Annotated in this window: 28 protein-coding genes; 16 read left to right on the forward strand and 12 right to left on the reverse strand. The window is 58.5% G+C overall.

Translation table 11 applies throughout. The features are described from left to right. Positions 1 to 221 precede the first annotated feature (221 nt). Entirely contained in the window at positions 222 to 959 is a 738-nt protein-coding gene (locus EFD56_RS21140) for an SIMPL domain-containing protein (RefSeq protein WP_037140454.1), read from the reverse strand. A gap of 245 nt (positions 960 to 1204) precedes the next feature. Between EFD56_RS21140 and EFD56_RS21145 the strand changes: the two genes are divergently transcribed. Beyond that, positions 1205 to 1756 carry a hypothetical protein gene (locus EFD56_RS21145; protein WP_126906169.1) on the forward strand — a complete coding sequence of 184 codons (552 nt, stop codon included), beginning with the start codon at positions 1205 to 1207 and terminating at the stop codon, positions 1754 to 1756. A gap of 329 nt (positions 1757 to 2085) precedes the next feature. Here EFD56_RS21145 and EFD56_RS32720 read toward each other — a convergent pair whose 3' ends face one another. After that, complete coding sequence (locus EFD56_RS32720) at positions 2086 to 2232, reverse strand: hypothetical protein (RefSeq protein WP_004677729.1); 147 nt, start codon at positions 2230 to 2232, stop codon at positions 2086 to 2088. Between the two features lie 228 nt (positions 2233 to 2460). Here EFD56_RS32720 and EFD56_RS33210 point away from each other — a divergent pair, with 228 nt between their 5' ends. The 4 genes from EFD56_RS33210 to EFD56_RS21165 all read left to right on the forward strand — a co-directional run bounded on the left by EFD56_RS33210 (position 2461) and on the right by EFD56_RS21165 (position 6234). Further along, positions 2461 to 2652 carry a hypothetical protein gene (locus tag EFD56_RS33210; RefSeq protein WP_126906170.1) on the forward strand — a complete coding sequence of 64 codons (192 nt, stop codon included), beginning with the start codon at positions 2461 to 2463 and terminating at the stop codon, positions 2650 to 2652. Between the two features lie 137 nt (positions 2653 to 2789). Next, positions 2790 to 3584, forward strand: a complete 795-nt coding sequence (locus tag EFD56_RS21155; protein WP_126906171.1) for an MltR family transcriptional regulator — start codon at positions 2790 to 2792, stop codon at positions 3582 to 3584. A 380-nt stretch (positions 3585 to 3964) separates the two neighbouring features. Next, positions 3965 to 5299: a tyrosine-type recombinase/integrase gene (locus EFD56_RS21160; RefSeq protein ID WP_126906172.1), complete on the forward strand. Its 1335-nt coding sequence runs from the start codon at positions 3965 to 3967 to the stop codon at positions 5297 to 5299. Further along, the gene (locus tag EFD56_RS21165; RefSeq protein WP_126906173.1) at positions 5290 to 6234 is read left to right on the forward strand and encodes a hypothetical protein; all 945 of its coding nucleotides are present in this window, start codon (positions 5290 to 5292) and stop codon (positions 6232 to 6234) included. The genes EFD56_RS21160 and EFD56_RS21165 overlap by 10 nt, the downstream gene beginning before the upstream one ends. Before the next feature lie 28 nt (positions 6235 to 6262). On the opposite strand, the gene EFD56_RS21170 is transcribed toward EFD56_RS21165, so the two are convergent. The 3 genes from EFD56_RS21170 to EFD56_RS21180 form a co-directional block, all read right to left on the reverse strand. Then, the gene (locus EFD56_RS21170; protein WP_126906174.1) at positions 6263 to 6601 is read right to left on the reverse strand and encodes a helix-turn-helix transcriptional regulator; all 339 of its coding nucleotides are present in this window, start codon (positions 6599 to 6601) and stop codon (positions 6263 to 6265) included. A gap of 125 nt (positions 6602 to 6726) precedes the next feature. After that, the gene (locus EFD56_RS21175; protein ID WP_126906175.1) at positions 6727 to 7320 is read right to left on the reverse strand and encodes an XRE family transcriptional regulator; all 594 of its coding nucleotides are present in this window, start codon (positions 7318 to 7320) and stop codon (positions 6727 to 6729) included. Positions 7321 to 7432: 112 nt separating this feature from the next. Then, positions 7433 to 8020, reverse strand: coding sequence for a helix-turn-helix domain-containing protein (locus tag EFD56_RS21180; RefSeq protein ID WP_245440625.1), 588 nt, complete (start codon positions 8018 to 8020; stop codon positions 7433 to 7435). Between the two features lie 226 nt (positions 8021 to 8246). Here EFD56_RS21180 and EFD56_RS21185 point away from each other — a divergent pair, with 226 nt between their 5' ends. From EFD56_RS21185 to EFD56_RS21210, 6 genes are all read left to right on the forward strand, one after another. Beyond that, positions 8247 to 8600: a hypothetical protein gene (locus EFD56_RS21185; protein ID WP_245440626.1), complete on the forward strand. Its 354-nt coding sequence runs from the start codon at positions 8247 to 8249 to the stop codon at positions 8598 to 8600. Positions 8601 to 8642: 42 nt separating this feature from the next. Further along, positions 8643 to 9593 carry a hypothetical protein gene (locus EFD56_RS21190; protein ID WP_126906177.1) on the forward strand — a complete coding sequence of 317 codons (951 nt, stop codon included), beginning with the start codon at positions 8643 to 8645 and terminating at the stop codon, positions 9591 to 9593. 118 nt (positions 9594 to 9711) lie between these two features. After that, on the forward strand, positions 9712 to 10473 hold the full coding sequence (locus EFD56_RS21195) for a metallophosphoesterase (RefSeq protein ID WP_126906178.1): 762 nt from the start codon (positions 9712 to 9714) through the stop codon (positions 10471 to 10473). Between the two features lie 259 nt (positions 10474 to 10732). Next, positions 10733 to 11743 (forward strand): nucleoid-associated protein, encoded by a 1011-nt coding sequence (locus EFD56_RS21200; protein ID WP_126906179.1) that lies wholly within the window; start codon positions 10733 to 10735, stop codon positions 11741 to 11743. Continuing rightward, complete coding sequence (locus EFD56_RS21205; protein ID WP_126906180.1) at positions 11730 to 13139, forward strand: hypothetical protein; 1410 nt, start codon at positions 11730 to 11732, stop codon at positions 13137 to 13139. The genes EFD56_RS21200 and EFD56_RS21205 overlap by 14 nt, the downstream gene beginning before the upstream one ends. Before the next feature lie 54 nt (positions 13140 to 13193). Continuing rightward, positions 13194 to 13415 carry a hypothetical protein gene (locus EFD56_RS21210; protein ID WP_126906181.1) on the forward strand — a complete coding sequence of 74 codons (222 nt, stop codon included), beginning with the start codon at positions 13194 to 13196 and terminating at the stop codon, positions 13413 to 13415. A gap of 18 nt (positions 13416 to 13433) precedes the next feature. On the opposite strand, the gene EFD56_RS21215 is transcribed toward EFD56_RS21210, so the two are convergent. Beyond that, entirely contained in the window at positions 13434 to 15290 is a 1857-nt protein-coding gene (locus tag EFD56_RS21215; RefSeq protein WP_245440627.1) for a nuclease-related domain-containing DEAD/DEAH box helicase, read from the reverse strand. 656 nt (positions 15291 to 15946) lie between these two features. On the opposite strand from EFD56_RS21215, the gene EFD56_RS21220 reads away from it, so the two are divergent. From EFD56_RS21220 to EFD56_RS21230, 3 genes are read left to right on the forward strand one after another with little or no spacing between them, the layout of a single operon-like run. Then, positions 15947 to 16744 (forward strand): TIGR04255 family protein, encoded by a 798-nt coding sequence (locus EFD56_RS21220; RefSeq protein WP_126906183.1) that lies wholly within the window; start codon positions 15947 to 15949, stop codon positions 16742 to 16744. Between the two features lies 1 nt (position 16745). Beyond that, complete coding sequence (locus EFD56_RS21225; protein ID WP_126906184.1) at positions 16746 to 17357, forward strand: hypothetical protein; 612 nt, start codon at positions 16746 to 16748, stop codon at positions 17355 to 17357. Between the two features lie 39 nt (positions 17358 to 17396). Further along, positions 17397 to 18230 carry a hypothetical protein gene (locus EFD56_RS21230; RefSeq protein ID WP_126906185.1) on the forward strand — a complete coding sequence of 278 codons (834 nt, stop codon included), beginning with the start codon at positions 17397 to 17399 and terminating at the stop codon, positions 18228 to 18230. Between the two features lie 127 nt (positions 18231 to 18357). Here the strand turns inward: EFD56_RS21230 and EFD56_RS21235 are convergent. Then, positions 18358 to 19577 (reverse strand): IS3 family transposase gene (locus tag EFD56_RS21235; protein ID WP_126906186.1). Its coding sequence is split into 2 segments (ribosomal slippage): positions 18358 to 19238 and positions 19238 to 19577, totalling 1221 coding nucleotides; the frame shifts between segments, so codons are not numbered across the junction. Between the two features lie 171 nt (positions 19578 to 19748). On the opposite strand from EFD56_RS21235, the gene EFD56_RS33215 reads away from it, so the two are divergent. Continuing rightward, entirely contained in the window at positions 19749 to 20015 is a 267-nt protein-coding gene (locus tag EFD56_RS33215; RefSeq protein WP_003507130.1) for a transposase, read from the forward strand. Next, complete coding sequence (locus EFD56_RS21240; protein ID WP_245440631.1) at positions 19898 to 20938, forward strand: IS3 family transposase; 1041 nt, start codon at positions 19898 to 19900, stop codon at positions 20936 to 20938. The genes EFD56_RS33215 and EFD56_RS21240 overlap by 118 nt, the downstream gene beginning before the upstream one ends. Before the next feature lie 246 nt (positions 20939 to 21184). Here EFD56_RS21240 and EFD56_RS21245 read toward each other — a convergent pair whose 3' ends face one another. From EFD56_RS21245 to EFD56_RS21265, 5 genes are all read right to left on the reverse strand, one after another. Next, positions 21185 to 21580 carry a hypothetical protein gene (locus EFD56_RS21245; RefSeq protein ID WP_126906188.1) on the reverse strand — a complete coding sequence of 132 codons (396 nt, stop codon included), beginning with the start codon at positions 21578 to 21580 and terminating at the stop codon, positions 21185 to 21187. Between the two features lie 650 nt (positions 21581 to 22230). Further along, complete coding sequence (locus tag EFD56_RS21250) at positions 22231 to 22944, reverse strand: SH3 domain-containing protein (RefSeq protein WP_126906189.1); 714 nt, start codon at positions 22942 to 22944, stop codon at positions 22231 to 22233. A gap of 7 nt (positions 22945 to 22951) precedes the next feature. Next, the gene (locus EFD56_RS21255) at positions 22952 to 24862 is read right to left on the reverse strand and encodes a helix-hairpin-helix domain-containing protein (RefSeq protein WP_126906190.1); all 1911 of its coding nucleotides are present in this window, start codon (positions 24860 to 24862) and stop codon (positions 22952 to 22954) included. Further along, complete coding sequence (locus EFD56_RS21260; protein WP_245440628.1) at positions 24859 to 25644, reverse strand: PP2C family serine/threonine-protein phosphatase; 786 nt, start codon at positions 25642 to 25644, stop codon at positions 24859 to 24861. The genes EFD56_RS21255 and EFD56_RS21260 overlap by 4 nt, the downstream gene beginning before the upstream one ends. Then, complete coding sequence (locus EFD56_RS21265) at positions 25626 to 26306, reverse strand: vWA domain-containing protein (RefSeq protein WP_126906191.1); 681 nt, start codon at positions 26304 to 26306, stop codon at positions 25626 to 25628. Before EFD56_RS21265 ends, EFD56_RS21260 begins: the two co-directional genes overlap by 19 nt. Positions 26307 to 26324 lie beyond the last annotated feature (18 nt).

Below are 26324 nucleotides of genomic sequence, written 5' to 3' on the forward strand. Positions count from 1 at the left end.
CCGCTTCCGTCGCTTCGCTCCGCCGCGCCCGCCCAGGCCGATGAGGCACCAAGCAGCGCACACGACAGAATGAAAACTGTCAGGTATCATCCCGGTCCAAAGTGTCGACCATCAACCCGGTCGTTCACAGGCCACCAGCCCGAATACGTCGAAAGAGCAATTGACCGACCTCATCAGCGGTCTGAACGCCGCATGTCGGAAGGACGCGCGGCGCCTTCATTTCACGGCTCGATCGCAAACGTTACCGTGACGCTGACATTGTAGGTGGTCTCGCCGGCCTGGACGGGAACGGCGGCATCGGCTTCCTTCATCATCGTGGCGCGATAGGCCGGCTGCGGCAGCGGGCGCGGCTCATTCTCGTTGATCTCGATGATGCGGCCGAGCTTGACGCCGGCCGCTTCGCTCAGCGTCTTCGCCTTCTTGACCGCCTCGGCGACGGCGTCCTTGCGCGCTTCTTCGATCGCCGCTTCCGGCTTGTCGTTGGTGAATTGGATGTCACCGCCCTGGTTGATGCCGAGCGTGACGGACTGGTCGATCACCTGGCCGAGCTTGGCAAGATCGCGCAGCCTGACGGTGACCGCATTGATGGTCTGGTAGCCGATCAGCTGCGGCTGCTGCTGCTGGCCGTCGACCGGCTGCGGATAATTATATTGCGGCTGGATGGAAAAGCCGGAGGTCTGCAGATCGCGCTCGGCAATGCCGCCGCTCTTCAGCGCGTCGAGCACGTCTTTCATCGCCTTGTTGTTCTCATCGAGCGCTTCGCGGGCGGTTTTCGCCTGCTTGACGACGGAAAGCGTCACGATGGCCATGTCCGGCGCCACGGACGATTCGCCATCCCCCGTCACCGAAATCACCGCCTCGCGCGGCTTCGCCTCCTGCGCCATTGCAGGCGCTGCGGCCGCCAGCGGCAGGGCCAGAAGGGCAGTCATCAGAACAGTCTTGGACAGAATCGGCGCCATGTTTCATTCCCTAGTTGTCGTTTCCCGGATGAACTTTCTGTCGGTTGATTGTGAAGCTATTGCGGCGGAAGGGACGGGCGCGCGCGTGGCGAAAGAAAAATATGCGGAGAGGTGTTGCTGTGCCCCTCCAGCCTGCGGATTGCCCAAGGCGCGCCACCTTCCCAAATCCCCCAAACCTGATAGCAAAGACGGCGGGTTAAGAAACAGGGGCTTCCGGACACGCTGTGCCCGGCAAGGGGGACAACATGCGCGTCATCACAATTCTATCAATCGGCCTCGCCATCAGCCTGGCGGGCTGCACGCAGGTGGCGGAAAAGGCGGAGAACGCCGCCAACCGCTCCTTCACCAGCTATGCGCTCGGCAAACCCTATACTGAAATTGCCAATCTCGGCCAGTCGCCGATGGCGCAGCTTTCCGGCTCCGACGCCACCTACGGCCCGATGATCGGCGCGACGCCGTTGACGAACGGCATGACCGTCTACCGGCATATGGCGCCCGCCGCCAAAACCGAGACCGGCACGAATTTCGCCGGCCTGGTCGGCAGCTCCACCGTCTCGCAAAACAACCGGCTTTCTTATTTCCTGGTCGGCGCCGACGGCATCGTCAAGGATTGGGCGACAGGATCGGTGCAGGGCAGCGCCAGCGACTGCGTGCACTATATCGGCGGCATCATCAACCGCTGCAACGACATGCGCCAGCTGCAGGCGTCACTCGCGCTCTACGATGCGCGCGTGGCGACCAAAGGCGGCCAACCGATATCGAGCTGGGGCGAAGCGGCAGCGCCCGTGGTCAACTGAGGACGCGCTCCGTGGTTCCTCGGGTCAAGCCCTGAGGCCCACGGAGGGCAGGGGAGCGTCTTCCACGCTCGGTCACAATCGGGCTTGACCCGAGTATCCATGCCGCACGCGGCGTGCGAGCTGCTGGGCTGCGGTCGCCATTGTCAGTGCGAACGCCGCCGCAGTGCTTGGGGCTATGGGTCCTCGGGTCAAGCCCGAGGACGACGGAGGGTGGGGAGCTTGTGTGGCTAGGACCGCAACCGCGTGGTTGCTTCGCTATCCCTGGCGGGAAAGCCTTACATCATCCGGAATCGGAATTTGCCGTCACCGCTGCAGGATACAGCGCTGAATCAAGCGCCGAAATCATCCATGAAAGAGGGATGAATGGCAGGCTTGCGTTCTTCGCGGGCTTCGCGAAAACGCTGGGGAACCGCACCGAGACCGGTCACGAAACGGGACAGGAGATTGCGGTTAAAAAGTTTCTGTATGGCACTCATGGCATTTCACTCATTCTTTTTTTTGTTAGCCGGCAGCGTATATTTTGCCCGGGTTGCCGTCGCAATGGGCAATTTTGCATGACAGTTATGTGACAGTGGCGGATCACATTGGCGTTAGGAGGGGCCGACGAGCCTGCTCTGCCGCCATAAATCCTCGCAGACGCAGGGGATCGCGTGGTAAATTGACCGCTTGCGGCTAAAGCCTGCCCCTCCGAAGGAGAAGCTCAGATGAACCGATTTTTCGCCCTTGTCGCGACCGGAGCGCTGATCAGCCTTGCCACGATCACTTCGGCCTGCACTTCGTCAGGATACTTCGATGAGACGTCGTCGATTGGCGGCGGTTACTATGAGAGCCAACCGCTTAACCCGGCCTGCGCGGATGGGTTCAGGCCTAGCGATGGGCGGTCTTGCAGTTATTAGCGCGTCGATGGTGCCACGGTTTTAGTGGACTACGCATTGGTCGTTTCGTTATCAGTATGGAGCAGCGTTAATGGCGAAATGAACGCGTCGCTGTGCGCGATTACAAAGGCTACAGCTATGTCGCTCAGGTTGCTTAAATGACAGAGATTACCGCCGCACGGCTTGCCGAAATGGACGATGAAATCGCACGCTTGCAGACGGCGCTACGAGAGCACGCAGAGCGATTAGCGCGTGGTGAAGAAGGTGAGCACCCTCAGCCGCCGACGTGGTCGATCGAAGAGCAAAGGGCGTGGTCTGACGCACTTCAAGCTAAAGTAAGAAACACAATGATCGAGGCCTTAGGAGGAGTGGCAGCCTACGAGGCTGTCGTCGCTCAAGGCGAAGCATTGAGACAAGCGCGCCGCGAGGCGGACCGCTCGATTGCTATTGTTCACGTCACCGTCGTTGAGGAGCACTTACGATCAGCCATTGAACGCTATTTCCCTGGGCGGCAATCCGATCCCAAGGTAGTTGATCGTATGTTCGACCCGATGCAATACGGGCCGCTCGGCAATTTCGCTTCACGAGTGGATATGGCTTTTGCATTGGGGATAATCGGATCTGGCGCGCGCAAAGCTTTAAAGGTGATAGCTGAGATCCGGAACAAATTCGCCCACCAGCTTGAGATACATTCATTCGACCATCCCGACGTGACGAAGTCGATTGACAAACTAACATACATCGACTTCGCGATCACCGGGCCGGACGCCGAAGGCCTCGTGCAACTGTGGAAGCGTTCACCAAACTCGGAGATAAAATCCGCAACTGGATGGCGTATATCTGACAACCTTTTGGACCGTCGGGGACGGTTTGAGCGGACCTGTGAGTTTCTGCAAGATTCCTTGCGAACAAGTGCGCCGGGAACGATGCATCCCGATCTTCACGAGAAATAAGTAGGGCCCGGCGAAGGGCAGTCCTGCCGCACCGGACAAGGGGACCAAACGCTCGCGATGCCGATTTGTCGAACTCGAAAATTCCGGAATCTCGCGTCAAAATTCTGGATTTCGCGTCCTGCGACTCGGGGTGGACGTTCGTAGACGGATCGCACGAGGGAGAAAATGGTGGGCCCGGAGGGACTCGAACCCCCAACCAAGCGGTTATGAGCCAGATGGTGCAACCGGCGCTGGTGTTGGAATCCGGTGGAATTCGAAGTCGAACCACCTGATCGCGTTGTCTAATCGGGGGAAAAGAGCTTCCATGACGGCGTCGGGACGGAGACCGTTTCCAAGCGCCGTGCTGCCCGCCCAGTCGCCCGACAGAGAGGTGATCTGCCATGCGTAAACCCCAAGGTCTTACCGACGAGAAAATCAGAAACCTCAGATTCGCGAAGCCGGGGGAGCGGTACGACAAGGTGGACGGAACGACCGCCAACCTGTTCGTCCGCGTCGGCTCGCGAAAAAAGGTCTTCGTCTTGCTCGCCCGCTTCGGCGGGGCCAAGAACTCCAGCCGCCGGAAGATCGGCGAATACCCCGATATGAACCTGGAACAGGCGCGCGAGGTGGCGGCGAAATGGAACCTGCTGGTGGCGAAGCGCGCCGACCCCAAGACCGAGAATACGCGGACCGCGGCCGAACAGCGCCGGCTTGCGCGGCAGATATTCCGCTCCGCGATGGAGGACTTCATCGCTTTCCTGCCCTTCAGGGAAAGGAGGCGTCACGTCGAAGAGGATATCCAGGCGATGCGCCACTACGTGCTCGACTCGGGGATGGAGTTCGTCGAAAGGCCGATGCGGGAGGTCACCGGTATCGACATCGAAACATTGCTCGTCTCGATCCGGGATCGGCCCGCGCCAAGGCAAGCAGGCATCATTTACACGCATCTCAAGGAGTTTTTCGGTTGGGCCATGACGCCGACGAACCAAAAGGCCTACGGGCTGGAATCAAATCCCGCCGCCAACCTCAAACCCAAGTGGCTCGGACTGAAGAAACGGGTCCGGAAACACACCTTGTCACCGGTCCAGGTCCGGGCGTATTGGCGAGCCACCGAGATTCTCGGGTATCCCATGGGCTCTTGCCTGCAGTTCGTCGTTCTGACCGGAGCCCCGCGAAAGTCGAAAGCCGCACGGGCGCGCTGGACGGAAATAGATTGGAATCGCCGGTTGTGGATCGAGACGCCGGGAAAGAGCGATATCGAACGCCCTGTCCCATTGACGGCTGAGGCGATCGCCCTGTTGCTGAGGTTAAAGCGCTCGCAGCGGCCGGGGCATGGTGACTTCATCTTCAGCACCACCAACGGCCAAAAGGCGGTCAACGGCTTTTCCGACAGCACCGATAAACTACGACTCGAAATGGTCAAGGAGCTTGAGAAACTCGATCCACGTGCGAAGCCGCTGAATTTCGTGATCCACGACACCCGTCGCGTCGTTCGCACCGCGTTGGCGGAGCTGGACGTTCCTAAGGATGTCGCAGAGGCCATCATCGACCACGGCAAGCGGGGTTTGGACCGTGTATACAACCAGTACGAGTTCCTCCGTCAATGCAGGACGGCCCTGTCTCGCTTTTGCGCGAGGCTGATGGAAGTACTCGACGGCTCCGCGTCCGGGTTCGGCGAAGAGGAGGAATTCGACATTCCTGTCGAAAATCCCGACGGAGAACCGTTATGGAAATGACACGGGAACAACTCTACGAGCTTGTCTGGAGCACCCCCGCGCTGCAAGCGGGGCCGCGGCTCGGAATTTCGGCGAACTACCTCGCTCGTGTCTGCACGGCGCTCGAGGTGCCACGACCCGGCTTGGGATACTGGGCGAAACGCGGCGCGGGGATTGCCCCGCCGCCGCCGCCGCTACCGCCGTTGCGTCCTGGTAAACCGACGTCATGGGAGAAGGGGAAAACCGTCGGGTCGGCTCCGCGGCGGGTCGCGCCGGCGAAGACGGTTTTGCCGGTGGACGCGGAGCCGGCCCGGAGGGGCGTGAGCGTGCATGGACTGGTGAAGGAGTCCTTGCCGCATTTCGACGACGCCACACCGGGCCGGGACGGATACTATCTCAAGCCTCGCAAAAAACTCCTCGTTGACGTAACGGTGACAGCATCCGGCCTCAAGAAGAGCCTCGTATTTGCCAACGAGCTTTTCAATACGCTCGAGACTCTCGGTCATCCGGTCATGATCTGGCGCGGTGACGAGGTGCTGATCCGGATTCCGATCGACACGGCGGAAGCCGGCGGCCAGGACGGCTTGTCGCCTTCTTTCAGTCCTCTATCCCCGACGGTTGCGTTCGTGCACGGCGTGCCCATCGGCATCGCGATCGTGGAAACGAGCGAAATGGTCGAGAAGAGGTATGTCGGAATGGGCGAATACGTCAACGAGGCGGACTACCGGAAGGAGGAGCACATCGAGCCGACCTGGAAGGTTTGGAGGGCCGAACCGACCGGACGTTTGAAGGTCGTCGCTTATAGTCCGTTCCACGACGTCCCGTGGAAGCGGGAGTGGGTGGAAACGCGCAAGTCGGTGCTAACAGGCACGACAGGAGCGATTGCGGCGGTTCTTGAAAGCGCCGCGCTCGATCTTGTTTTGAGGCTGGAAAAGGCGGGCCGATACCTGCGATGAGGTTTTCGAATTGGCCCTGCACCGAGGCTTATCGAGGGGGGTTGCGCCGGGGTCCCTTGCGCCCGCGGCCTTTGCCGCCCGGACGATCGGGCCAGGGAGCCCCTGCGGCCCGGTCGGCAAGCCACCGGTAAACCGGCGGGATCGCGAAGCCGTTCTTCCCGACGTGGCCCTTGGGCCCGATCGTCAACGGCACCGGCCGCGGGAACAAGTCATGCTCCCACATTTTCTGGAGGGTCCAGCGGGAAAGCCCGGTCAGCGCGCAAACCTGTTGCAGCGTGAGAAAGCCGTGCGGGTCCAGAATCGGACTCGGCGGAGGCGTTCGACGCTTGCGACTCTTCTTTTTTTTCGGCGGTTCTTTCTCGGTCATGCGGCAAGCAGAACACGCGTTGTCGACGACGTCAAAATCGGTCCTTTTGCCGGCGTTTGGTCTGGCAAATGGTTCGAAACGGAGAACCGGCGCACTTAGCTTCCGCCTTCTTGCTACCCAACGGGTCAGTCGGGGTAAGTCCGTCCCCCGTCCCGGCGAAGAATGTCGGCCCAGAATATCGGGTCCGTCACCGACGACCGGCGGACGCCGACACCCACGACGCGACCGTTCGCGAGCGCTCCGAGAAACTCGATCCCCCTCGACTCGTACATGATCCGGAGGCGCTCCCGGCTCTTTCTCGTGGAAGGGCCTTCGGCCTCGAGGTGTTCGACCTGCCTTCGGGAGAGACCGGCTTTATCTGCCGCCGTTTTCTGGTCCCATTCGAGCATAGCTCGGGCGGCGGCGAAGGCGAGCCAGGGAGGGTCATTCCGCCGCGCCGCCGCTTCCGCCTCCATTCGCCCGGGTTCCCATGGAGGCCTCCAACGCGCGCCGGCTCCGTATTCGTAGCCCGTGGTCAGGCTCACCCACCCCAGAAGCTCGATCCCCAAGGCGGCGTAGAACTCGCCAAGGCGGACGGATGTCCGGGCCGCGCCGGGCTTGCCTGCCTCCGAGGCCTCCAAAGCCTGGCTTGAAATTCCCGTCAGTCGCTCCACGTCCCGCTCGCTGAGGCAAGCGAGCCCGCGCGCGGCCCTGAGCGCGTCCGGGCTCACGGCCGGCATGGCGGCGCGTCTCTTCTAGCTTGTGGGAGCCGGCGGGCGGCGCTCGTCAACGGCGGGCACCCGGAACCGGGGGAATAGGATGCCGGCTCCCCCGGCGCGGGTTCGCGGCGATCTAGCGCGGGGGTTTCCATCGGACCCCCACGCCGTAATGCAGGTTTTCGCTGACATCGCCCCAACCGAGAAACTCGATGCCGGCGGCTTCGTAGTATTGCCGCAGCCGGTCGCCGGCGTCGGGTTCGAAGCTTCCGGTTTCCAGTCGGGCGAGCACGGTCTTGTGCAGATCGACGTCGCGGGCGACCGACAGCTGGTCGAGCCCCGCGAGCGCGCGGGCGGCGAGGAAAGCCACGCCGTTTCTTTCGGTGTGGTACCCGGCGCTTTCGGACGTCCGCTCCGGCCAGCCTGGCGGCGGCCGCCAGCGCGCGCCAATTCCGGAAAGCTCGCCGGACCCGACATCGAGGGTGCCGAGAAACTCGATTCCCGCGTGCTCGTAGAACGACCGCAGGGTGAGGTTCGCCTGGAGGACGCGTTCCTTGCCGGCTTCCATCTTGGAAATCCACGCACGCGTCAACCCGCACCCGGACGCGACGTCGCTCTGGGACAGGCCGGCAAGCGATCGGGCTGCCCTCAGCGCGTCGGGCGGAACTTGCGGTTTCATCGCTTCGGTGAACCGGCGGCGGTAATCAAAGTCAACAAAAGCCAAAATGAAGACTTCGGGTTGACATTATGATCGTTAAAATGCACTAAAAGATCATTATAACTACACACATAACGGAGCTGGTTTTGATCGTGGGTGATTCGGGGAGGCATGGCCGGACACCTCGACGACGACGTGCTGTCGAACCTCACCTTGCCTACGGGGCCGACAGTGCTCCAGCCGTGGCTTCTATCGCCACTTCAAACAAGAACGTTAAAAAATGAGGCCCAACGTGAAACCTGATGAATCCGACGCCGGTAAGTGCTTCGGCACACCCCGTCCAACGCTTGTCTGCCTGCTTCGACGCCTCGCAGATGATCTGGAAAACGTCGACAGAATTGAATCCGCCATTCCGCAGGTCGCGATCAATTCATGGTCTATGGCCAGTCGAAGGGTACCGTGCCTTGTCGGCCGAACGCTCGCGCACCCCTCGATCCAGGACGGCAACGCGGCAGCATCAAGCGAACTGTTCTATCTCGACCGCGATCGTGGCATCGCGCGCACCTTGTATCGGTGGTACCGCCTCGGATCACAGGTGCAGCTGGACTACTGGCGCGGCCGGCTCCCGCCGATCTCCGACTACTGAGTTTACGAATAGTATCGGGTAACGAAATGGGAGGCGCGGGCGATGGCAGCGAGAAATGGCTCACGAATGGGGCAGGTGGTTCCGGGGCAGTCCGAAAGGTTTGATTTCATGCCAACGGGACGTCGGATTGCGGCGGGTGCCGAGCCCATTGGGCTCGCCCACGGGCGTCAATGGATCGAACCCGTCATAGAGTTCTTGTCCATGCATTTGCCCCGTGGGTCATCTGGAAATTGGGAGCATCTGTACATCAACTCTTATGAGGCCGCCTGCGACGCTCTCGTAAACCTCGGTTACGGCGACAGGATTACAGAAGGGACAATGCCTGTAGCAGAGCCAGCCTTGCCAGCAGTCCTGCCGAGATGGGACGACATTGCCGCTGTCGTGGTCAGCTTGGCCGCGCAAGACAATACCATCGGATATCGTCACTACCCAGGGGCGCGAGTTGCGCCCAACCCAGCCGGTCTTGTTCGACCCAACATTCGCGCTTCTAATGGCTGTGGCCCCGCATTCCTCGCGCCTGAGGGATTGCCGGTTTTCCAGAGTCTTGGCTTGGTCATTGACGGACGATGGACCGAGGCCGCGGAGACCGTTTTGTGGCGCGACGATCCCGCGGAATGGGCGATCGATTTCACGATAGACAAGCGCTTTCTCAGGGCCCGCGACATCGCGCTTGCTACCGTCCCGGAAGATATCGCCATCGCAATCGAGAAGATTGCAGTGATCGGCGAGCAAGACATCGCCGGGTGGTTGGCGATGATTGAGCGAGCGCCGTCGGGTACGAAAACAAGGTCAGACGCGCTGAAAAATCTCCGGCTTTGGCGCGAGTCCGAACTGGATGACTTATTCCATCGACGTTGGCGATTGGCAGATGGGTGGCTTACCATAGAAGAGGCTCGGCGCGGGCTGAGGATAAAAAACGACCCCGTCGCATTGAACATGAGGCGGGCATTTGCGGCCCGTTATCTCCCGGAATTCCTGTACTTATTTCAGTAAGAGTTGGGGTCAAGAGAATGCTGAGCTTCAAAGAACGGGCCGACGCCGGCCGACGCTGTTTTGGGGGCGGCAGGTCGTTCTCGTTTCCAACGCCGGTTTCCAATTGGCGCGTCGGTCCATGAAAATCTGGCCAATCTCCGACCTCCATCTGGAATTCTGCGAACCCTTCAATATTCAGCCTCCAGCTGACGCGGACGTCGTCGTCTGCGCTGGCGATGTTCTGACGAAGGGGATCGTTCCGAGCTTACGCTGGCTGGCAAAGCATCTAGCCGGGAAAGTCCCGGTGGTTTTCTGCCCGGGAAATCACGAGTACTATGGCGATGCAGTCCAGGAAAGCTTGAAGGAGGCCGTGGCGGAAAGCTTTGCGGGTGTCCACTTCCTCGAAAACGCCGTCGCTGAGATCGATGGCGTGTCGTTCGTTGGAGGGACGCTTTGGACTGATTTTCGGCTGTTCGGCATCAATCCCCAAGTCGCGATGTCATACGCAGCACATGACATGAACGATTACGACAAGATCAGGCTTTCAAAGAGTCCGTACTCCAAATTCAGGCCGATCGACACTTACAGAAAGCATGTCGAGACGAGGGAGTTCATAGCCAGGGAGCTTCGCGAGTGGTCGGGGGCAAAAGCCGTCGTCGTCACCCATCACGCGCCATCACCCCGTTCCGTCGCCTCCGAGTTTCGATATGATCCGTCGTCGGCCTGCTACGCGTCGGATTTGGAAGAACTCATCTTGGAGACACGGCCAGCGTTATGGATTCATGGGCACGTCCATCACCGCAATGATTACTATGTCGGGAGCACTAGGATTGTATCGAATCCCCGGGGATACCCTAGGGAGGAAACGCAGTTTGCCCCCGGTCTTATCGTGGAAATCTAACATAGAACTTTGCGCTGTGTCCTGTAGGCGCTGCGCTAGTTCGAGAGACTATCTGTTACCTGTGTACGTTGGTTCGGTGAGCTGAACCGGGCGCTGACTAAAATCTATTGACGGTGTTCTCTTTTTGTTCCAGTGTCGCGCACTGACCTTATCTTTTCCAGTCAACTAGAAGGTGGTATCGAATTCCATATCCGCGCGTATCGTAATTTCGATCACGGTGTTGGGATGGGGCACAATTTCAATCTTTGGACAACCACCAATGGCATTTTACACTGAAGATCAGCTTGGTGCGATGAAAATCGAGCGGATGGTTTTCCATCTGGTCGGCACCGGGAATGTTGTCAAACTCGAAGAGCTAGATGCGGGCGATTTCGAGGAGTTCTTCATAGATCGCATTAGATCGGTCAACGCGGGGCTGCCGTACAAATTTAACGATGCATCGAAAACCCTCACTCGGCTCCGACGAATAATTGCAAATGGTGACCAATTCCAAGAAGAGAGCGAGAAGCTAGCGGACGATTTCGAGGAGCTTCATGATGGCAACACCTCCAAAGGCGCGATCTTACTTTTCGTACTGAAGGCCGGAGAAGACCAGTCGTTCGCGCTTCTCAAATACGATGACGAAATGGTTGTGGCTTACGATCTGAAAGATGGTGCTGATGGACGTAAGCGCGTCAGCCTTGAAAGTATCCAGCGAACGTTCGTTCAGAACAAGACGGCACTGCAAAAGGCAGCCCTCATAACCGTGGACGACAATGGCGGCGACCTCACCGTTTTGGACCGTAGAAATCAACAAAAGGTGGCTCGATACTTTGAGCGGTTCCTAGACGCCAAACCTACCCACAGCGATGGCGATCTCACCAAAAAACTTGTTGATGTCACCCGCAAGGTTGTTCTAGCCAATCCGGAGCTAGTGGAGCCGTATGTGCTGCGCGATTTGACCAAGCGATCCTACGATGCAGCTTCTGCCGGAGGAAGCATTGAGATAGACGGTCACCGCAACTTCCTCGAGGCCGTCGTCGGGAAAAAGCTGCCGGATGACAGCGTGCTCCTCGGTAAATTCCATAGAGCGTTGCACACCGAGCGCATCGACGGCGTCCCGATGAGACTTTCAACTGAGAAGATCAGCGGTGATCGGACACTGGTCTATAAAACCGAGCAGGGCATCGACATCAGAATTCCGGCCATCCTCTCAGAACTTGTCGAGGAGCGGGAGGATTGCATTGTCATTCACGACAAACTGAAAAGAAAGCTGGATGAGCCCAAGTGAAGTTGCCTCTCTTCTGATTGAGACAGGTGCTGTGCCCGGTGAGATACTGGAGCGGGCGGGGATCATCTCGTTTAGTGCGGTTCTGGACAACCCTGCTACCCTGGCGAAGTGGAAGGCTCTGCGAGCCCAGGTACCCAGCTTCTTGGCGGAAGTGAGCATTACGCGCCACGGCACAGACGTTGACCTCGATGAAGACGAGATGCCTCCTCCTGGGACCCAATTTTCCATCGCCGTCAGGAAGGCGCAGGCAGATGGTCAGCTCAGCCTATTTTTTGGGGCGTCTCTCAAGAGGATGGAGAACGAGCTAGCAGGCAAGAGTGTCGTGTGCATTGCCGACATGACCAGCATGTCCACGTTCACGACTCACCGCTCAAGATATCAACGGTGGCCAGACGGCGTAGTCGCGAATTTCACGGCAAGCGAAGCGATGCCGAATCCACGGCGCATCGCGCATGACGCTAGTGATGGCGAGATCGTTCCGTCCGACATCCGTATCTGGCTTCTGCAGTCTCGGCCCACTGACAGCTCGGCAGCATTCCAGACGTGGCGTTTCATGTCGGCCCGCAAACTCATGTCGTCATTGTCGAACCAGGTCTTCAAGCAAGGGAATGATACGGTCTTTCAGCTTTCGGGCCCTCCGAGCCGGCGGTTTAGCCTGTCAGACTCCGATCTCCTTCGAATTGCGGATCGACTTGATGAGAGCGCGACATGGGTGTTCGGGTCGGGTCACCGCGATGCCGACACACGACATCTCCTTGTAGCGGCGGAATGGGCCCGCACCTATCGGGAGGAAGCCTTGGATAAACTGGGTGACGGAGGGCTCGATTCCGCGAAGGCGGCCTACGCTGCCTATGTTAAAACCGGCAGCAAAGAAACCCTGAAGGCGTTGTCCGACCTGAGGAAGACGGTCAACGAGGATGCCCAGAAGACAACCCAAAAGGCCCAAGACTTGTCCGCGGGTCTCTGGAAGGATTTGGCGATCGCGACCGTACCTTTTGTTATCAAGGTTCTTTCCGATGCGACGAAGTCTGAGAACCTTTGGATAGCGTGTGTCTTCGCAATCGGTGCTGCGATCTTTCTTGGTGTTTCCTACAATCTCCAGACTTTCATGAACCGGAGATTTTTCGCTGCGCAGCAGGCTTCCAGGAATGTATGGCGGAAGCGCCTCAATCAGGTGCTTACAAATGCCGAGATCGAAGAAATCAGTGAAGGACCAATTAACGAGAGTTTGAAAGACTACGATATAATCAAGACGGTCGTCCAATGGGTTTACAATGTGCTGATCGCCGTCTTGGTTCTGTTCGCTGCGTTCCAAGCATATTCTGCCGTCACGGCTCCGGAGACCACCCCGCTGCCGACTGCACAGCCAAGGTCGCCCGCTACGCCACCAACGTGATATGGCAACGTGTTTGAAAGAGCGCGGGCATCTTCTCGGCGGTCTTCCGCTTTGATGTCGATGATTACATGTTGGACGTCATGCTCAGTCGCGGCTGGTGGCAATCGGCAGTTCCTGCGGTTAGTCATCATCGAAGACGATCAGGACATCATCGATCTGATGCTGCTGATGACAAGAACGGTAGATGGAGCGCTGGCAGCGTTGGCGAAGAAGAAGCGGGCGAGTTGTCGCCAAGGGTCCGCCGGCGACGAAAAGGGGCGGATCAAGAGGCTGTGACAGCTAACTGGGTCCTGATTAAGTCACGATAGCTGCGGCACCGTCTGCATAGTCGGGGAAGCTCCTACCAAACTCATGCAATTCTGGCGCTGAGGATACAACTGTCAACCAACTGCCTTCTTGACTGCGCTTCAACCGCGTCAGGCCCGCATACACCAAGGCCAAACTCTGGGCATGGGCGGCGTGAGGTACGTATATGACGAGCAGACGGGACTCCCATCCTTTGAAGCTGTGTAGGGTGGTCGCTTTGATCTTGGCGTCCCCCATGTAGAAGCCCATCTTTCGACGCCGATGGTCGCTGCCGAACGTATTTACCGTGTAGATTTTGTACTCCTCCTCGAGGCGAGTGACCACGTCCACTCCGGATGTCATATCCCCGGTGAGCAATGTGATATCGGCATTTGCTAACCGCTTTCCAGTCTGGCGCATCAAAGATTGTATCTCATTCGAGCAGACCGTGCTGGCTGTGTCGGGAGAGCATTGCACCCACCGTAAACGGCACGGGTAAAGGTCGAGCGACCCTTGCTCCGCTTCTGGAAGGTCAATTGCATCTTTCGGAAGAAACGTTTCCGCAAAGGTCCGTGCGAGCCTCAGCGCCTCAGGAGGGAGGCGATAGCTAGTGGCCAGTTGCGCCCACCTACCACCGAAGCCTGCCCCCTTCATCGCCTCATCCGTCCAAGATGAGGCAGTGCCGTAGACGTCCTGGGTCGCATCGGCGACCAAGAGCATTTCCCCGCCTGGTTTGCACGCCTTGCGAAGAACATTCCACCACATGGGAAGGTAATCCTGACCCTCGTCGACCAGGATCGCATCGTGCCGTTCGAAATCGGCGAGTGCTACAGCCTTCTCTGCGAGGAGTGGCAAAGCATAGTTCAAAGCGTCCCTTTGGCCCCTTGGGTTATTTGACCAAAGGTTCTCGTACTCTTTATCCCACCCTGCGTCATGACAGACGTGCTTGCACCATAGATGGAAGTGCGTGAAGCGGACATTTCTTAACTTTTCCGGTGCATCGAGACCTCGAACAATCAGGTCCCTCAAGTAATGCCAGAGCGTTATGTTGAAGGTCGCTACCAGAACGCATCTCCCCTCATTAGCAAGGCGCGCGGCTCTTGCCGCAAGAACCAGCGATTTGCCCGATCCCGCTGGGCCTTTGATCCGTCGATAACCGCTTTCAGTTCTGGATTCTGCTAATGATAGTTGGTTGCGATCGAGAACCAGCGGCGTCCGCTGGGTCGATGAAAAGTCTGGTTCAACGAGCCATCCGCGCAGGTCACTGGCATGGTCGGCCTTCATTAGGCGCGATCCGGTGCGCTTAGACTCGGGGAACACTGCCTCTAGATTGCCTGAGGATATCTCGTCCATTCCGGTAATGGGTTGGTATTTTTCGAATTCGTCGCGGTTTTGAGCCTGCTGGAAAGGAGAGAGAAGGCGCTTAACATCACCGGTATTAGCGAAAGGAAAGATGACGCCAGCCGTGATTGCGGCCCATCCTGCTCGCTCTTGGAGACGTGGGCAGTAAAGGTCGAATATTTCCTTCTTATAGAGGTTGACCTTCGGGATAGGGTTTTGATTCTGAATGGAAAACTCTTCGCCGTGTCTCTCCGCCCAAAGCTCAGGTCCGTATCGCCCCGGTTTGGTGAAGTATCGCATGGCCCTTAGGTCCCAATCCTTCACCTCGAAGACGGCGATACCACCGTGCGGATTCAAGAGGACAAAATCTGGACGCAAGCCATTCAAATGGGGCTGCAAGTAAATTTCCCAGTCTTTTGAGAGGTATCGGTGGAAAAGCTGAAATACAGCTCGTTCTCCCGCGGTCAGAGGCTGCCTCAACTTTTCCAGTTGGGATAGCGGCGGAGAGATAAGTCTGTCATCCATCAACTAATAATCTCGTACCAGAAGCATCTGCTTCACCTGACCTTTCCGATTGATTACCTCACGTGGCGGATTCATCAAGAGGGGTCGTGCCGTGGGCGAAATCCATCCTGCTGGTCAGTGGGCCGGAACCACTGCTTTCCGCCAGAGAGGCAATCTCGCGCGCCGAAACACATCTCCGACAACTTCAATGTGCTCTGGGGCGCGACGTGAATCACCGATGCGCCGTACCGGGACGCGGAGGCGGCGATCGAATATGCCAAGGCCCGAGGCGCGCTCACGGTGGAGATGGAAGCCGCTGCGCTTTACGCGTTCGCTAAGGCAAGGAAACGTGACCTAATACGATGGCGCAGGCAGAGCATGACGACTTTGAGAAGGGCGCGGCAGACGGCACGATCGCCGCCGCAAAAGTGGCAGGGCAGGTCGCGAAGGCAAGGTTGTCCGCGGAGTGAGCCATCGGCCGATCCGAGTAGCCCTCAAGTCTTCCTGACGGCGATAAGCACGGGGAGACGACCGCTCAGCGGACGCGTCGAGGTTATCGAGGGTGCAGCAGCTCTCCGTAGACTTTATTTATCCTGAAGCATTCCTCCCCACTAGCCGTGTCCCTTGCAAGTGTTTAGTTTTGTGTGTAGTGGAACATCGGTATTAAGGGGGACGATGTGGCGCACCTACCAAACGCACCTGTAAAATACGTTCTCGGGGTTATGCGCTTTCCCTTGATTCCCGACGTCGACAGCTTCGCGGGTATCGTTCAGTCGGCCCTCGGCAAGGAGTTCCGCCACCGTCGCAACGAGAAGCTCGCTCAGCTCAATCTACGGATTGAAGAGAAGGGTGTCGAACTGGTGCAGGAGGAAGTCTCCTTGTGGCAGTTCCTTAGCGAGGACGGTCATTGGGGTGTCCTAGTCAACAGGGGCATGATCGGTCTGCATACGAATGCCTATGTCGATCATAAGAATTTTTTGGATCGCTTCATCTCGGTGATCGAGAGGGTCGTTGCGGCGGCTGGAGAAAGCATCCAGCAGGTTGAAGCTCTCGCACTGCGTTACCTGGACCTGGTGAAGCCTGGCGCAGACGATACCCTAGAAGACTATTTCCAGCCTGGCGTGCTGCCAGCCAGCGTTGACTTCGGTGGCCTGTCCATGTTGGGGGGCATCCAGATCGTCAACCTGAAGAGCGAACTCGGTCCTTTAAAACTGCAGGTGATCCGGAAACCGGATACGGTGTTCCCGGTCGATCTGCACTCCCCTCTGGTAATTGGGAACGATTGGAGCCTGAAGACCCCTGAGGACGTAGATTTCGCAACGATCGACACCGACCATGCAATGATATTTAGCCCTCCGGCGGAACTGGAAACCTTCGACTATCGAACAAAGTTGTTCAGCTTGAGAGAACCAATTGGTGGTATCTTTACGAGAATCACTACGGAACATGCTCACGAAGTATGGAAGAAGGCTTGAAATGAGCGCCCTGGCTTTAGACAGAACGAACTTCGGACAAGGATATGTCGACAACGGCACGTGGATGCGTCCGTCGGTCGCGTCGCTTGGCGAATTGACCGGAGTCGGCTGGCGTCGGGTGGTCGCGGATGCCCGCGCGCCCGTGGCTACGCTTGGTTCGCGGACCCATGTCGCGCCGGAGATCGTCACCCCGACCCTCAGCCTGAAAGATATGGTCGCCGATTTGAATGAGAATGGGTTCCCCGTTTCGCTGATCGCCGAACTGGCCAATGTCGAACGAAAGACGGTCTACAACTGGATTAATGAAACCGTCACCCCGCAGCAGGAAACCGAGGATCGGGTCGCCGCAGTATATCCGCTTCTGAGGAACGCGTTCGACCAGGATTACGCCATCATGAGGCGTGTTTGGCGGACCAAGTCCCGCGAGGGGGAAAGCCTGCAAAGCATTTGCGCGGAGGGCAAGATCGACGTCGCCGCGCTTGAAAAGCACTTGAAATCCATCTCGGCTTCGATCAAACGCAATGCGGCGCAGGACGGACGTGGCAAGCCGGAAGAAGTTGGTGATGCGCCTGCTTTTGGCGAACATCCTGTTGCGGATTTCGACAGGCTCTGATCTCATTCGACGACGCGAGGTCTTTCGGGGCGGGATGGAATGTCGGAATTCGGGAAGGCGGAGGGAGAGCATCTGCTCGCCTCGGGATGGTTGCAGGGCGCTATCTTCAAGTCGAACGACGTCGTCGGCGTTCCCGAGGGAATAGAAGCCGGCACGCTGCTCGTGGTTCTCACGCAATCCTGCACCGTCGTCTCCTCGTCGCTTGATCGCGATCCGCTCGTCGAAGTTGCCGTAGTTACCGCCGAGGGAAAGGAGTACAAGCCCAAGTCCCAAGAGGCCACGGGCAAGGTGTTCAGAAAACTGAGTATTCCCCTCGGTCACGGCGAGAATCCCGAGAGCGGCATCATTGACATCAATCGACGCTGCTTCATCCCTCGTGCCCGGTTCCTCGGTATCAAGCCTGACGGCCCGGAGGTCAGTTCGAAGACGGCCAAGGCCATCGGCGGCTGGGTAGGGAGATACTACACGCGTGTCGCCCTTCCGAATCTCCTCGTCGCGAAGGTTGAGGACATTAAGTTCACCGATGCGATCAAGAAGCTCCTCGAACGGAAGCCCGATGGCCGGGAAGAAACCTTTCACGAACTCATGACAGTCATCTTCGGCAAGTGGAAGCCCGATGACGAAGCTGGCCCCTACGTATTTGAAATAACCTTCGTTTGCTCTGAGGGACCGCTTGCGGACGATTTCCTCGAGGTTCTCGAAAAGAGGTTCCAGAAAAAGGCTCCGATCGTGATCGAGGCGGACCTCGTCAGGATCGTCATCAAGGCGCAAGCGGCGGAGGAGGTCTATCTCAACCAGTTCAACGACTGGAATAGGCTGACCCAGTGGGATCACTTCTCGGCCCTAGACCAACAGCTGTCCAGGGATAGCTAGCCTCACCGCCTCCGGCTCGAGGGGACAACTCTTCCAAGGAGATGCAAGAACCCACCGTGACTTTGATATCCATGACGCTTGGCGGGGAAGTCGTCGAGTGGAGTTGCCCCTTAAAAACCGGACAGGATCAGGTTTCTGTTTGACGGTTTAAGAACTCACGAGGCGAGCAATACCCCAAGGCCTTGTGCGGGTGAAGGGTATTGTAGTGTTCGAACCATGAGGGCAGTTGCGCGATAACGGTCACGGCGTCCGGCACGGGGTTGACCGAGACATAATCGCGCTTGAAGGTTTTCACGAAGGCTTCGGCCATTCCGTTCGACTGGGGGCTTCGGACGGGCGTCGAGCAAGGCTCCATGCCGATATCGATAAGCAGCGATCTGGTGTCCTTTGCGATGAAGCAGGAGCCGTTGTCCGTCAGCCATTCGATTGGCTTTGGAAGGGTGTTGATGAGACCGAAGCGGTTCTCAACAGCCGTGATGACAAGGTCCTGGACGTCCTCGCTCTTGATGCCCTCGGTTGTCGCGACATGGGCAATGGCCTCGCGGTCACAGCAGTCGAGGGCAAAGGCAACGCGGACCTTCTCCTTGTTGTCGCAGCCGATTTCGAACCCGTCTGAACACCAGCGCAGGTTCGATTGCTCGACGGCGACGCGGCCATCGTGACGGCGCGTGTCGATTGCACCGGTATGGCGCTGAAGAAGCATGCCGTGAACCTTCATCACCCGGTAGACGCGCTTGGCATTCGGCCATGGGCGGTTTTCGCTGCGGGCTTTACGGCGCAGGATCGCGTGAACCCGGCGGTATCCGTAGGTCGGCATGTCGTCGATGACCGTCTTGATCTCATCCATCAGTTCCTGATCGGCGAGCGGCGGCCGCCCTCTGGCTCTGGAAGGACGTTGCTTCACACGTTCTGCTATGTTGGATCGGGCGACACCCAAGGTCTCGCACACCGCCGTCATCGCGAACCGTCCTTCGGCAACGAGAGCGAGCGCAACAGGTGTTTTTTTGACCCTGATGCTATCTCAAGCGCTTCTTTGAGGATTTCGCCTTCCATCGTCTTTTTGCCGAGGAGGCGCTGCAGCTCTTTCACCTGGTTCTGAAGTGCCCTGTATTCGGATGCCGGGACGACCTCTTCCTGCGATGCCGTCGCCGTCAGCGCTCCTTGCGCCGCCAATTTGCGCCAGGCGAACAACTGGTTGGGCTGAATGCCATGACGTCGGGCAACGATGCTGACCGTGACATCGGGCTCATACGTTTCCTGCACGATGGCGAGCTTCTCGCCAGTCGTCCAACGTCGGCGACGTTCGCGACCGGACAGGACTTCTATCTTAGGGATATGACTGGTCATAATGGGCACATTACTCCTCACACTTAACAAGTGGGAGATCGTGTCCGGGGATTTAGGGGGCCACTACATCGAGGACGATTCGCATACCGGCCTGACGCTAAGGCGGCTGACCTTGCCCCGTTGAAATAGTCCATTTTGAAGTAAGCTCTGGCCCATTGAGAGGACCAGGGAATGAAGCGCAATCGTTTCACAGACGAACAGATCATCGGCATTCTGAAGGAGCACGAGGCTGGCACGCCGGTCTCGGAGCTTTGCCGCAAGCACGGCGTCAGCGATGCCAGCATCTATAAATGGAAGGCCAAATTCGGCGGCATGGATGTATCCGAGGCCAAGCGGCTGAAGACGCTGGAAGACGAGAACACGAAGCTGAAACGGCTCTTGGCAGACGCCATGCTCGACAATGCCGCTTTGAAAGACCTTTTGGGAAAGAAGTGGTGACGCCCGCAACAAGGCGGAAAGCTGTCGCTCATCTGACGGATCACCACCAGATGAGCGAACGGCGGGCGTGTAAAGCCATCGGCTTTTGCCGGATGACGATCCGTTACGAAACCAGGCGCAGCGATGACCATGACCTTCGCGAGCGGATGAAGGCGCTGGCGCATGAACGCCGCCGCTTTGGATATCGACGCCTTCATGTGCTGCTCAGGCGCGAAGGCCACATTGTGAACCACAAACGGCTCTTCCGGCTCTATCGGGAAGAGAAGCTGACGGTGCGCAAGCGCGGCGGTCGGAAACGAGCGACAGGCACACGAGCACCGATGCTGATCCCGCTTGCCGCCAATGATCGCTGGTCACTGGACTTCGTGTCGGATCAGCTCACCGATGGTCGCAGGTTCCGGGTGCTTACGGTCGTCGACGATTGCACCAGGGAATGCCTGGGCCTCGTCGCCGATACGTCCCTTTCCGGCCTGCGGGTTGCCCGTGAGCTGGATCGGATCATCGAGAGACGAGGCAAGCCGAAGATGATCGTCAGCGACAATGGCAGTGAGTTCACCAGCAACGCCATCCTGCAATGGACGGATCGGACCAAGGTGGAATGGCACTACATCGCACCGGGCAAACCGATCCAGAACGCCTTCATCGAAAGCTTCAATGGGCGGCTGAGAGACGAGTTCCTGAATGAAACGCTCTTCTCGTCACTGCCCCATGCTCGATCAGCGCTTTCAAACTGGCGCAGCGATTACAACGATCATCGACCGCATTCTGGCCTCGGCTGGCTGACACCTGCCGAGTTCGCTCAGACAATCAACCCGCGACGTGATGCGGTGCTGCGCAGCCGGAATGGCTCCGCACCGCAACCCGCCGCTACCGCCCCGAATACAGCAACCCAAAACCGCTGGAGCGAACTCAAAACTGGATAAAACTTGGGGGCAAGGTCACGGCATCCGGTCAGTTTTCTGCGCCGTGAACTCGCGAGGAGGAGCATTGTCACCTGTGCCGAAGCGATGGGCCAGAGGGATGGTCGATGGCTGATGACGGCCGGGCTCGTTCTCCCGGCCTAGGCGCAAGCGAAAACAGTGGAAAGCGATTACCCCTCATTGCCAGCATTCGTCGTGCAGGCCGAATGGGCGGCCGATCACCCTGATGTCGCCGTCAGTGCCCAAAGGTCAGAGTTCCCTGACGTACTTCACCAACTCGAGCGCGTCTTTAAGGATTGAAAGGTCTGTCTTGTCATCGTCGAACTTGTCGTATGGCCAAACAACGATCCGGCTGACAAGCACCTTGCCCTTTAACATTTGCGCGATGTATCCGCCGCCGACACACCCGTCTTCGCCAGTCTCGATCGCCTTGTTTCTATCGACGCGCAGGAACGCCGTTCGGCCGGGATAGTCATGCCCGGGAAGGCAGATTTCGGTAGGTCGATCAGTGGTGTCGAAACCCACCAGAACCCGCTCGAAGACATCGTAGGTCCCGCAGTTCTTGTCATCGTTGATAGGATCGACCTTGCAGCTGACAACCCAGATGACCCCGTCCTTCGCCACAGTGGCGGTCTTGTCCGGCATGATCCTGTATTCCGCTCCGCTCGGAGTTGTCCCCGTTCGGATGCCCTTTTCTACGGTATGTTCGTTCGGATACCAGCTACCCGCCGCCGCGTTGGAAGCAGCGACGAGTAAGCCGCCGAAGATTGCTAGGGTTTTCCTCACCGCGGCGGCCTTAAAGACTGCACTCGGCGACGCTCGCACCGCTGGCGGGAGACACAATCCGAAGCATCCAGCCTGGCGCGAAATGGGCACCGACCTGATGCATCTGGCTGGCGGCTCCAGAGCAGAATGTCCGCGCCTCGCTTGCGACCATGTTGATGGTCATGGTCACGGTGTGGCTGGCGGTGGAAACGGTGCAAACCATAGGAAGCCCTGTATTCTCCATCGCGGAGCACATGCGGTATGCGTGATCAGTGCTCTCATCGGCAAAGGACGTCGTAGGAGAAGTAATGGCGGCGGCAAGGATTAGCGAAACGAACCTCAAGTAACCCCCCAGAAAAAAACATGCCACTTCTGGGGTTATGCAAAATCTGCGAGGATTCGCCAATACCACTTTGAACGAAGATGCACCGGGAATGTCAGCGAGTTAACGTCGACATCAAATCCATCGCCGCCGGGCACCGGCATCGGATTTGCGGCCGTCTCGATTTTAATTTCGGGCTCTCAGCTCATCAGTTCTTCGCTCTCACAAACGTTCCGTTGATCCACCCTTCGGCGCTCGAGGCCATCGACCTTACGCGCCACCATTTTCCCGATCGCTCAAGCACGACCAACTCGGTCCCCTTCGCCATCGTCTCGACCTTCAAGTACTCAGGACCCGGACCCTCGCGCAGATTTAGGTCGGTAGTCGTAAGCGCGCGGTCTTTCCTATTGGGTTCATCGGTTTCGTCGCCCACTGGCACTGCGGTCGGCTGATCGAAAATCTTAGGCTGCGGAGCAATCTCTCTTGTCTGGAGTGACGGAAGTGACGCGTCGCTCGCGGTGGTAGCTGTCTGTTCCGTAGTCGCGGCAGCCTTGGGTGTTGCCAGTGCGGCTTCCATCGCACGATCGAAGGCCACCTGAAAGTCAGCATCGATGGAGCGGGTTTCCGCCGTGCGGTCGCTGCCCGATGAACTTTCCGTCGTCGATGGTGACAGAGTTGCCGGCACGGAACCGACCGTCCGGGTGGTAGACTGGTGCACAGGCGAAGGCGACGGTTCTACCAAAGTCGGTTGGGAGGGCGTCAGAGATGACGACGGGAAAACAGGCTTCGTGTTGGTGGATTCTGAATAGGTTGATCCCGGGTACGTCGAGGAGCGGTGGGATTTGGAGGTCGAGTTCGCGATGACGACGGCAGCGACCGTCATCCCCACAATGATCCAAAACCGCTTGTACGATGAGGACATGACGATCCTATCCGATGTCCAGTTCAACCTGCTTCAGTCTGGTGTAGGCGTCAATCAGCTGTTGTGGCGGCTTGGTCCGCAATGCGTGTGCGGTGTCGACAAGGTTTTTGAGGTCCGCGGTCGCCTTGAGCAGATCACGTTCGATTTCAGCACGCTGCTTTGCAATCTCACTTTTGACGGCTTGGACGGCCGCGGGGTCCGTTGGGATGGAGGCGTTGAAGACGAATTTGCGCTCGACCGATCGTGCCCAGCCTTCGATATCGCTGGCCAATGAAGGACCGAAACCCGGGACAGCCGTTACGGATCGCTCCCGCACATCCAGCGCGCTTTCGAAACCATAGGAGGCGAGGGTCGCCTTGCGGCCCGGGCCCACACGGGGGATTTTCGCACGGTCGATAAGATGCGAATCCATATGCTTATCCAGCTGTAGCTGCCGTTTTTTTTGCTCCAGAGCAGCCAGTTTTTCTCGCTCCTTGGCAGGAAGGCCAGAGTGCGTCGCTCCCAGTGCGATATAGTGGCTCCGGCGGGCCTCAAACGTCTCCGGTCCGGCCTTTTTAACCCAGTTCTTATGTTGCTCCTCCCAGCCGGCCTTTGCCCCATTGAGTTCCGAAGCGAACTTCGCCTTGAGATCGAGCGACCTCGCTGCGATCACAATAGCGCCGAGCGCAAGAGCGAAGCCCCAAAAGCCGCTGACTTGCGACATCAGATAAAGGCCGACGCCTACCGCGATCACGCCCGCTACGACTGTGGCGTTGCGTTCATTCCTTGCCGACTTCGCGGTCTGGGACATGGTTAGACCGTGAAGTGGCCCGATCACCGACTCAGCACTCGGCGGGGAGGGCGGAGCGGGCATGGTTTTGATCGCGTTTAGCAACTGCCCGATATCCATGATGGGAGCGGCGGGCGAGAAGTGGGCGGGGAATAGGGACCGCCCCATAGTTTTTTCCAGCTTGCACCAAGGGCAGGAGTCAAGTTCACGCTTGTAGGCATGAGACTTGTCGACGGTGCAGACGGCGAGGGTGGCTTCGACGCCTTTCAGGATCACAGACCAGGATGCGGCCGTCGGGCGACCTCCAGGCTGTCGCGCGGGAGGCATAAACGCCGCCTCGAATGCCTTGCGCACATCCTCGCCGTAGTCGCCGAGGCCCGGCACGAACGGTGGTGGCTCCATCATCGTCTCGGCTTTGCGGGCGCTGTAGGCAAAGCGGCCAGCCCCAATGGCGGTCTTGATGTCCATGTCACCCTTGCCGAGGTATCGGCCGGCAAAGGGATGGCGGCCCAGAAAAAGGAGCTGGAAGATCAGGACGGCGAGGCCGAAGTTATCGTGATTGGGTGTTCGGTCGACCTTGTCGAAGGACGCCCCCTGGAGTTCGGGTGGAGTATATTCGGCGACCCCAACCAGGGAGCGATAGGTGTTCGATCCCGATCGGTACTGGAATGAATCGCTGTCGATCAGCGTAACCAACGCCTTGTTGGAAACGAGAATTCCCGAGTGATTGATGTCACCGATAACGCATCCGGTTGAGTGAATGCTCGCGACGGCATTCGCCAGATTGATCGCTGACCTCAACAGGAATTTGGAATCCGCCGTCGGGAACTCCGTCTTCCGGCTGCCCGGGCCATAGAGATCGTGCACGCTCTTGAAGCCGGCAACTTTCTTCATCGTGAAACCGAGAAACTCACCGGATGGTGACTTGAGGGTTTCGATGGGGAAAGCCACGTAGTCCGATCGGGTGTGAAGCCGATCGGCCACCATAACGTTGACCTTGTCGCGGCGGTCCTTTGCCTTACCGGGATTGTAAATTTTGGCCGCGATGTCGGCGGCTTCCACGATGTGGTGCACCGCGCCTTCACCACCCTTGCCGAGGGTAGCCCCTAACGTCAGACGCCTGCCATCCGAACAGATCACCGTGGTCACGTGCGCAGCCCCAGAATTAGAGACTTGTCGTCATCCGTGCGCTCGCAGACGTTTGCGCTGTCGAGATAATCCCTGAGCGCAAGCGACAGAGCCTTGTCGACAGTTTCGGCAGCCGACGTCTTCAGAGGAGTCAGCATCCGATTGAAGAAGGGACCATGCGCAGTCTTCGATACATGATCGAGTACCAATCGCTCAATACCGTCGGAGAACACCGCGAATTCGGCGACACGGCCCTCGATCCAAACGATCTCCAGGCGGGGCTGGGGGTCGTCGGTCACGAACGAGGTCGTCGATGCATATTCTCCCTGGTAGGGCCAGGACGGTACCTCCCATTCTTCGGAATCCTCACGCCTGACCACCGCCGCGCCGTCACCGACGTGAATCACAACAGACCGATCTTCCGCCACCAAAAGGGCAACCAGTGTAGCTGCGAAATCTCTCGGCCGCGCTTCTGCCGTCCTTGCTTTCTGATTTATCGCCTCTCGGATCGCATCGACCCAATCCCAGACGACCTCCTCGTCCAAGTCGTCGAGGGCAGACCGAGTAAGGAAATCGCGGCAGGCCTTGAGGAAGCTAACGCACACGGTCCGTGATCCGAATTCCGCTAACGACGCGCTCCCAGCGCCGTCGGAAACGACCGCGGCCATAACAGGCCCATCCTGTGTAAGAAACAGCTTGGCGCAGGCGTAGTCCTGGCACGGCGTATCCGTTTTCAAATGGGAGGTGCCGATCGCTCGGGCACCCGCCCAGCGCCACACTCCATTCATGAAATAGAGGCCCATCCATCGGGCGTCGCCGGGTTCGAGAGGGGAACCGCGTCACCTGGGTTGGATTGGGAGACCGAGCTGAGCGAGCTGGACAGCCATGAGAATAGATCGCGGAACCGCAGCGCCTTGAGCGCCAACGGAGCGCGTGTGCTGATCTGAGCCAGCGTTTCCATGTTCGCGCCTTCCACACCGACTGCGAAAAAGGAGAACGCCTTTTCCTGCTCGCCCGCCTTCACGAGGCTCGCGGCGTTTTTCCAGGCATCCGTCGGGCCGCCGTCGGTAATCAGGAAGACCCAGGGCCGGTAGTAAGAGATACCGTTTTGACGATACTGGTCCTTGCGCTCGCGGAGCATCTGCAGGCCTTGCTCGATAGCGGCACCCATCGGCGTGTCGCCCTGCGACGACAGGGTCGGAGCATACCAGTTCTGCACGCTCTGGAAGTCGTTGACGATAGTGACCGGGCCGAAGGTGACCAGTCCGACCTCGACGCGTTTAGCGGCCAACGCGTCAGCGAAGAGTTCGTCCTTGAACTGAACAAGGCCGTCGTTCAACTCGCTGATGGGCCTGCCGCTCATCGAACCCGAAACGTCGAGCAGTAAGAGGCAAGGGCAACGTGGTTCCGGGTTGTCTACGAACTCGGCCCCTTCGAATGGCTGTTGCTCAAACGGATTGCTCATCGAATATCTCTCTGTTGG

Origin of the sequence: Rhizobium phaseoli (assembly GCF_003985125.1) — a bacterium.
Taxonomy (GTDB): domain Bacteria; phylum Pseudomonadota; class Alphaproteobacteria; order Rhizobiales; family Rhizobiaceae; genus Rhizobium; species Rhizobium phaseoli.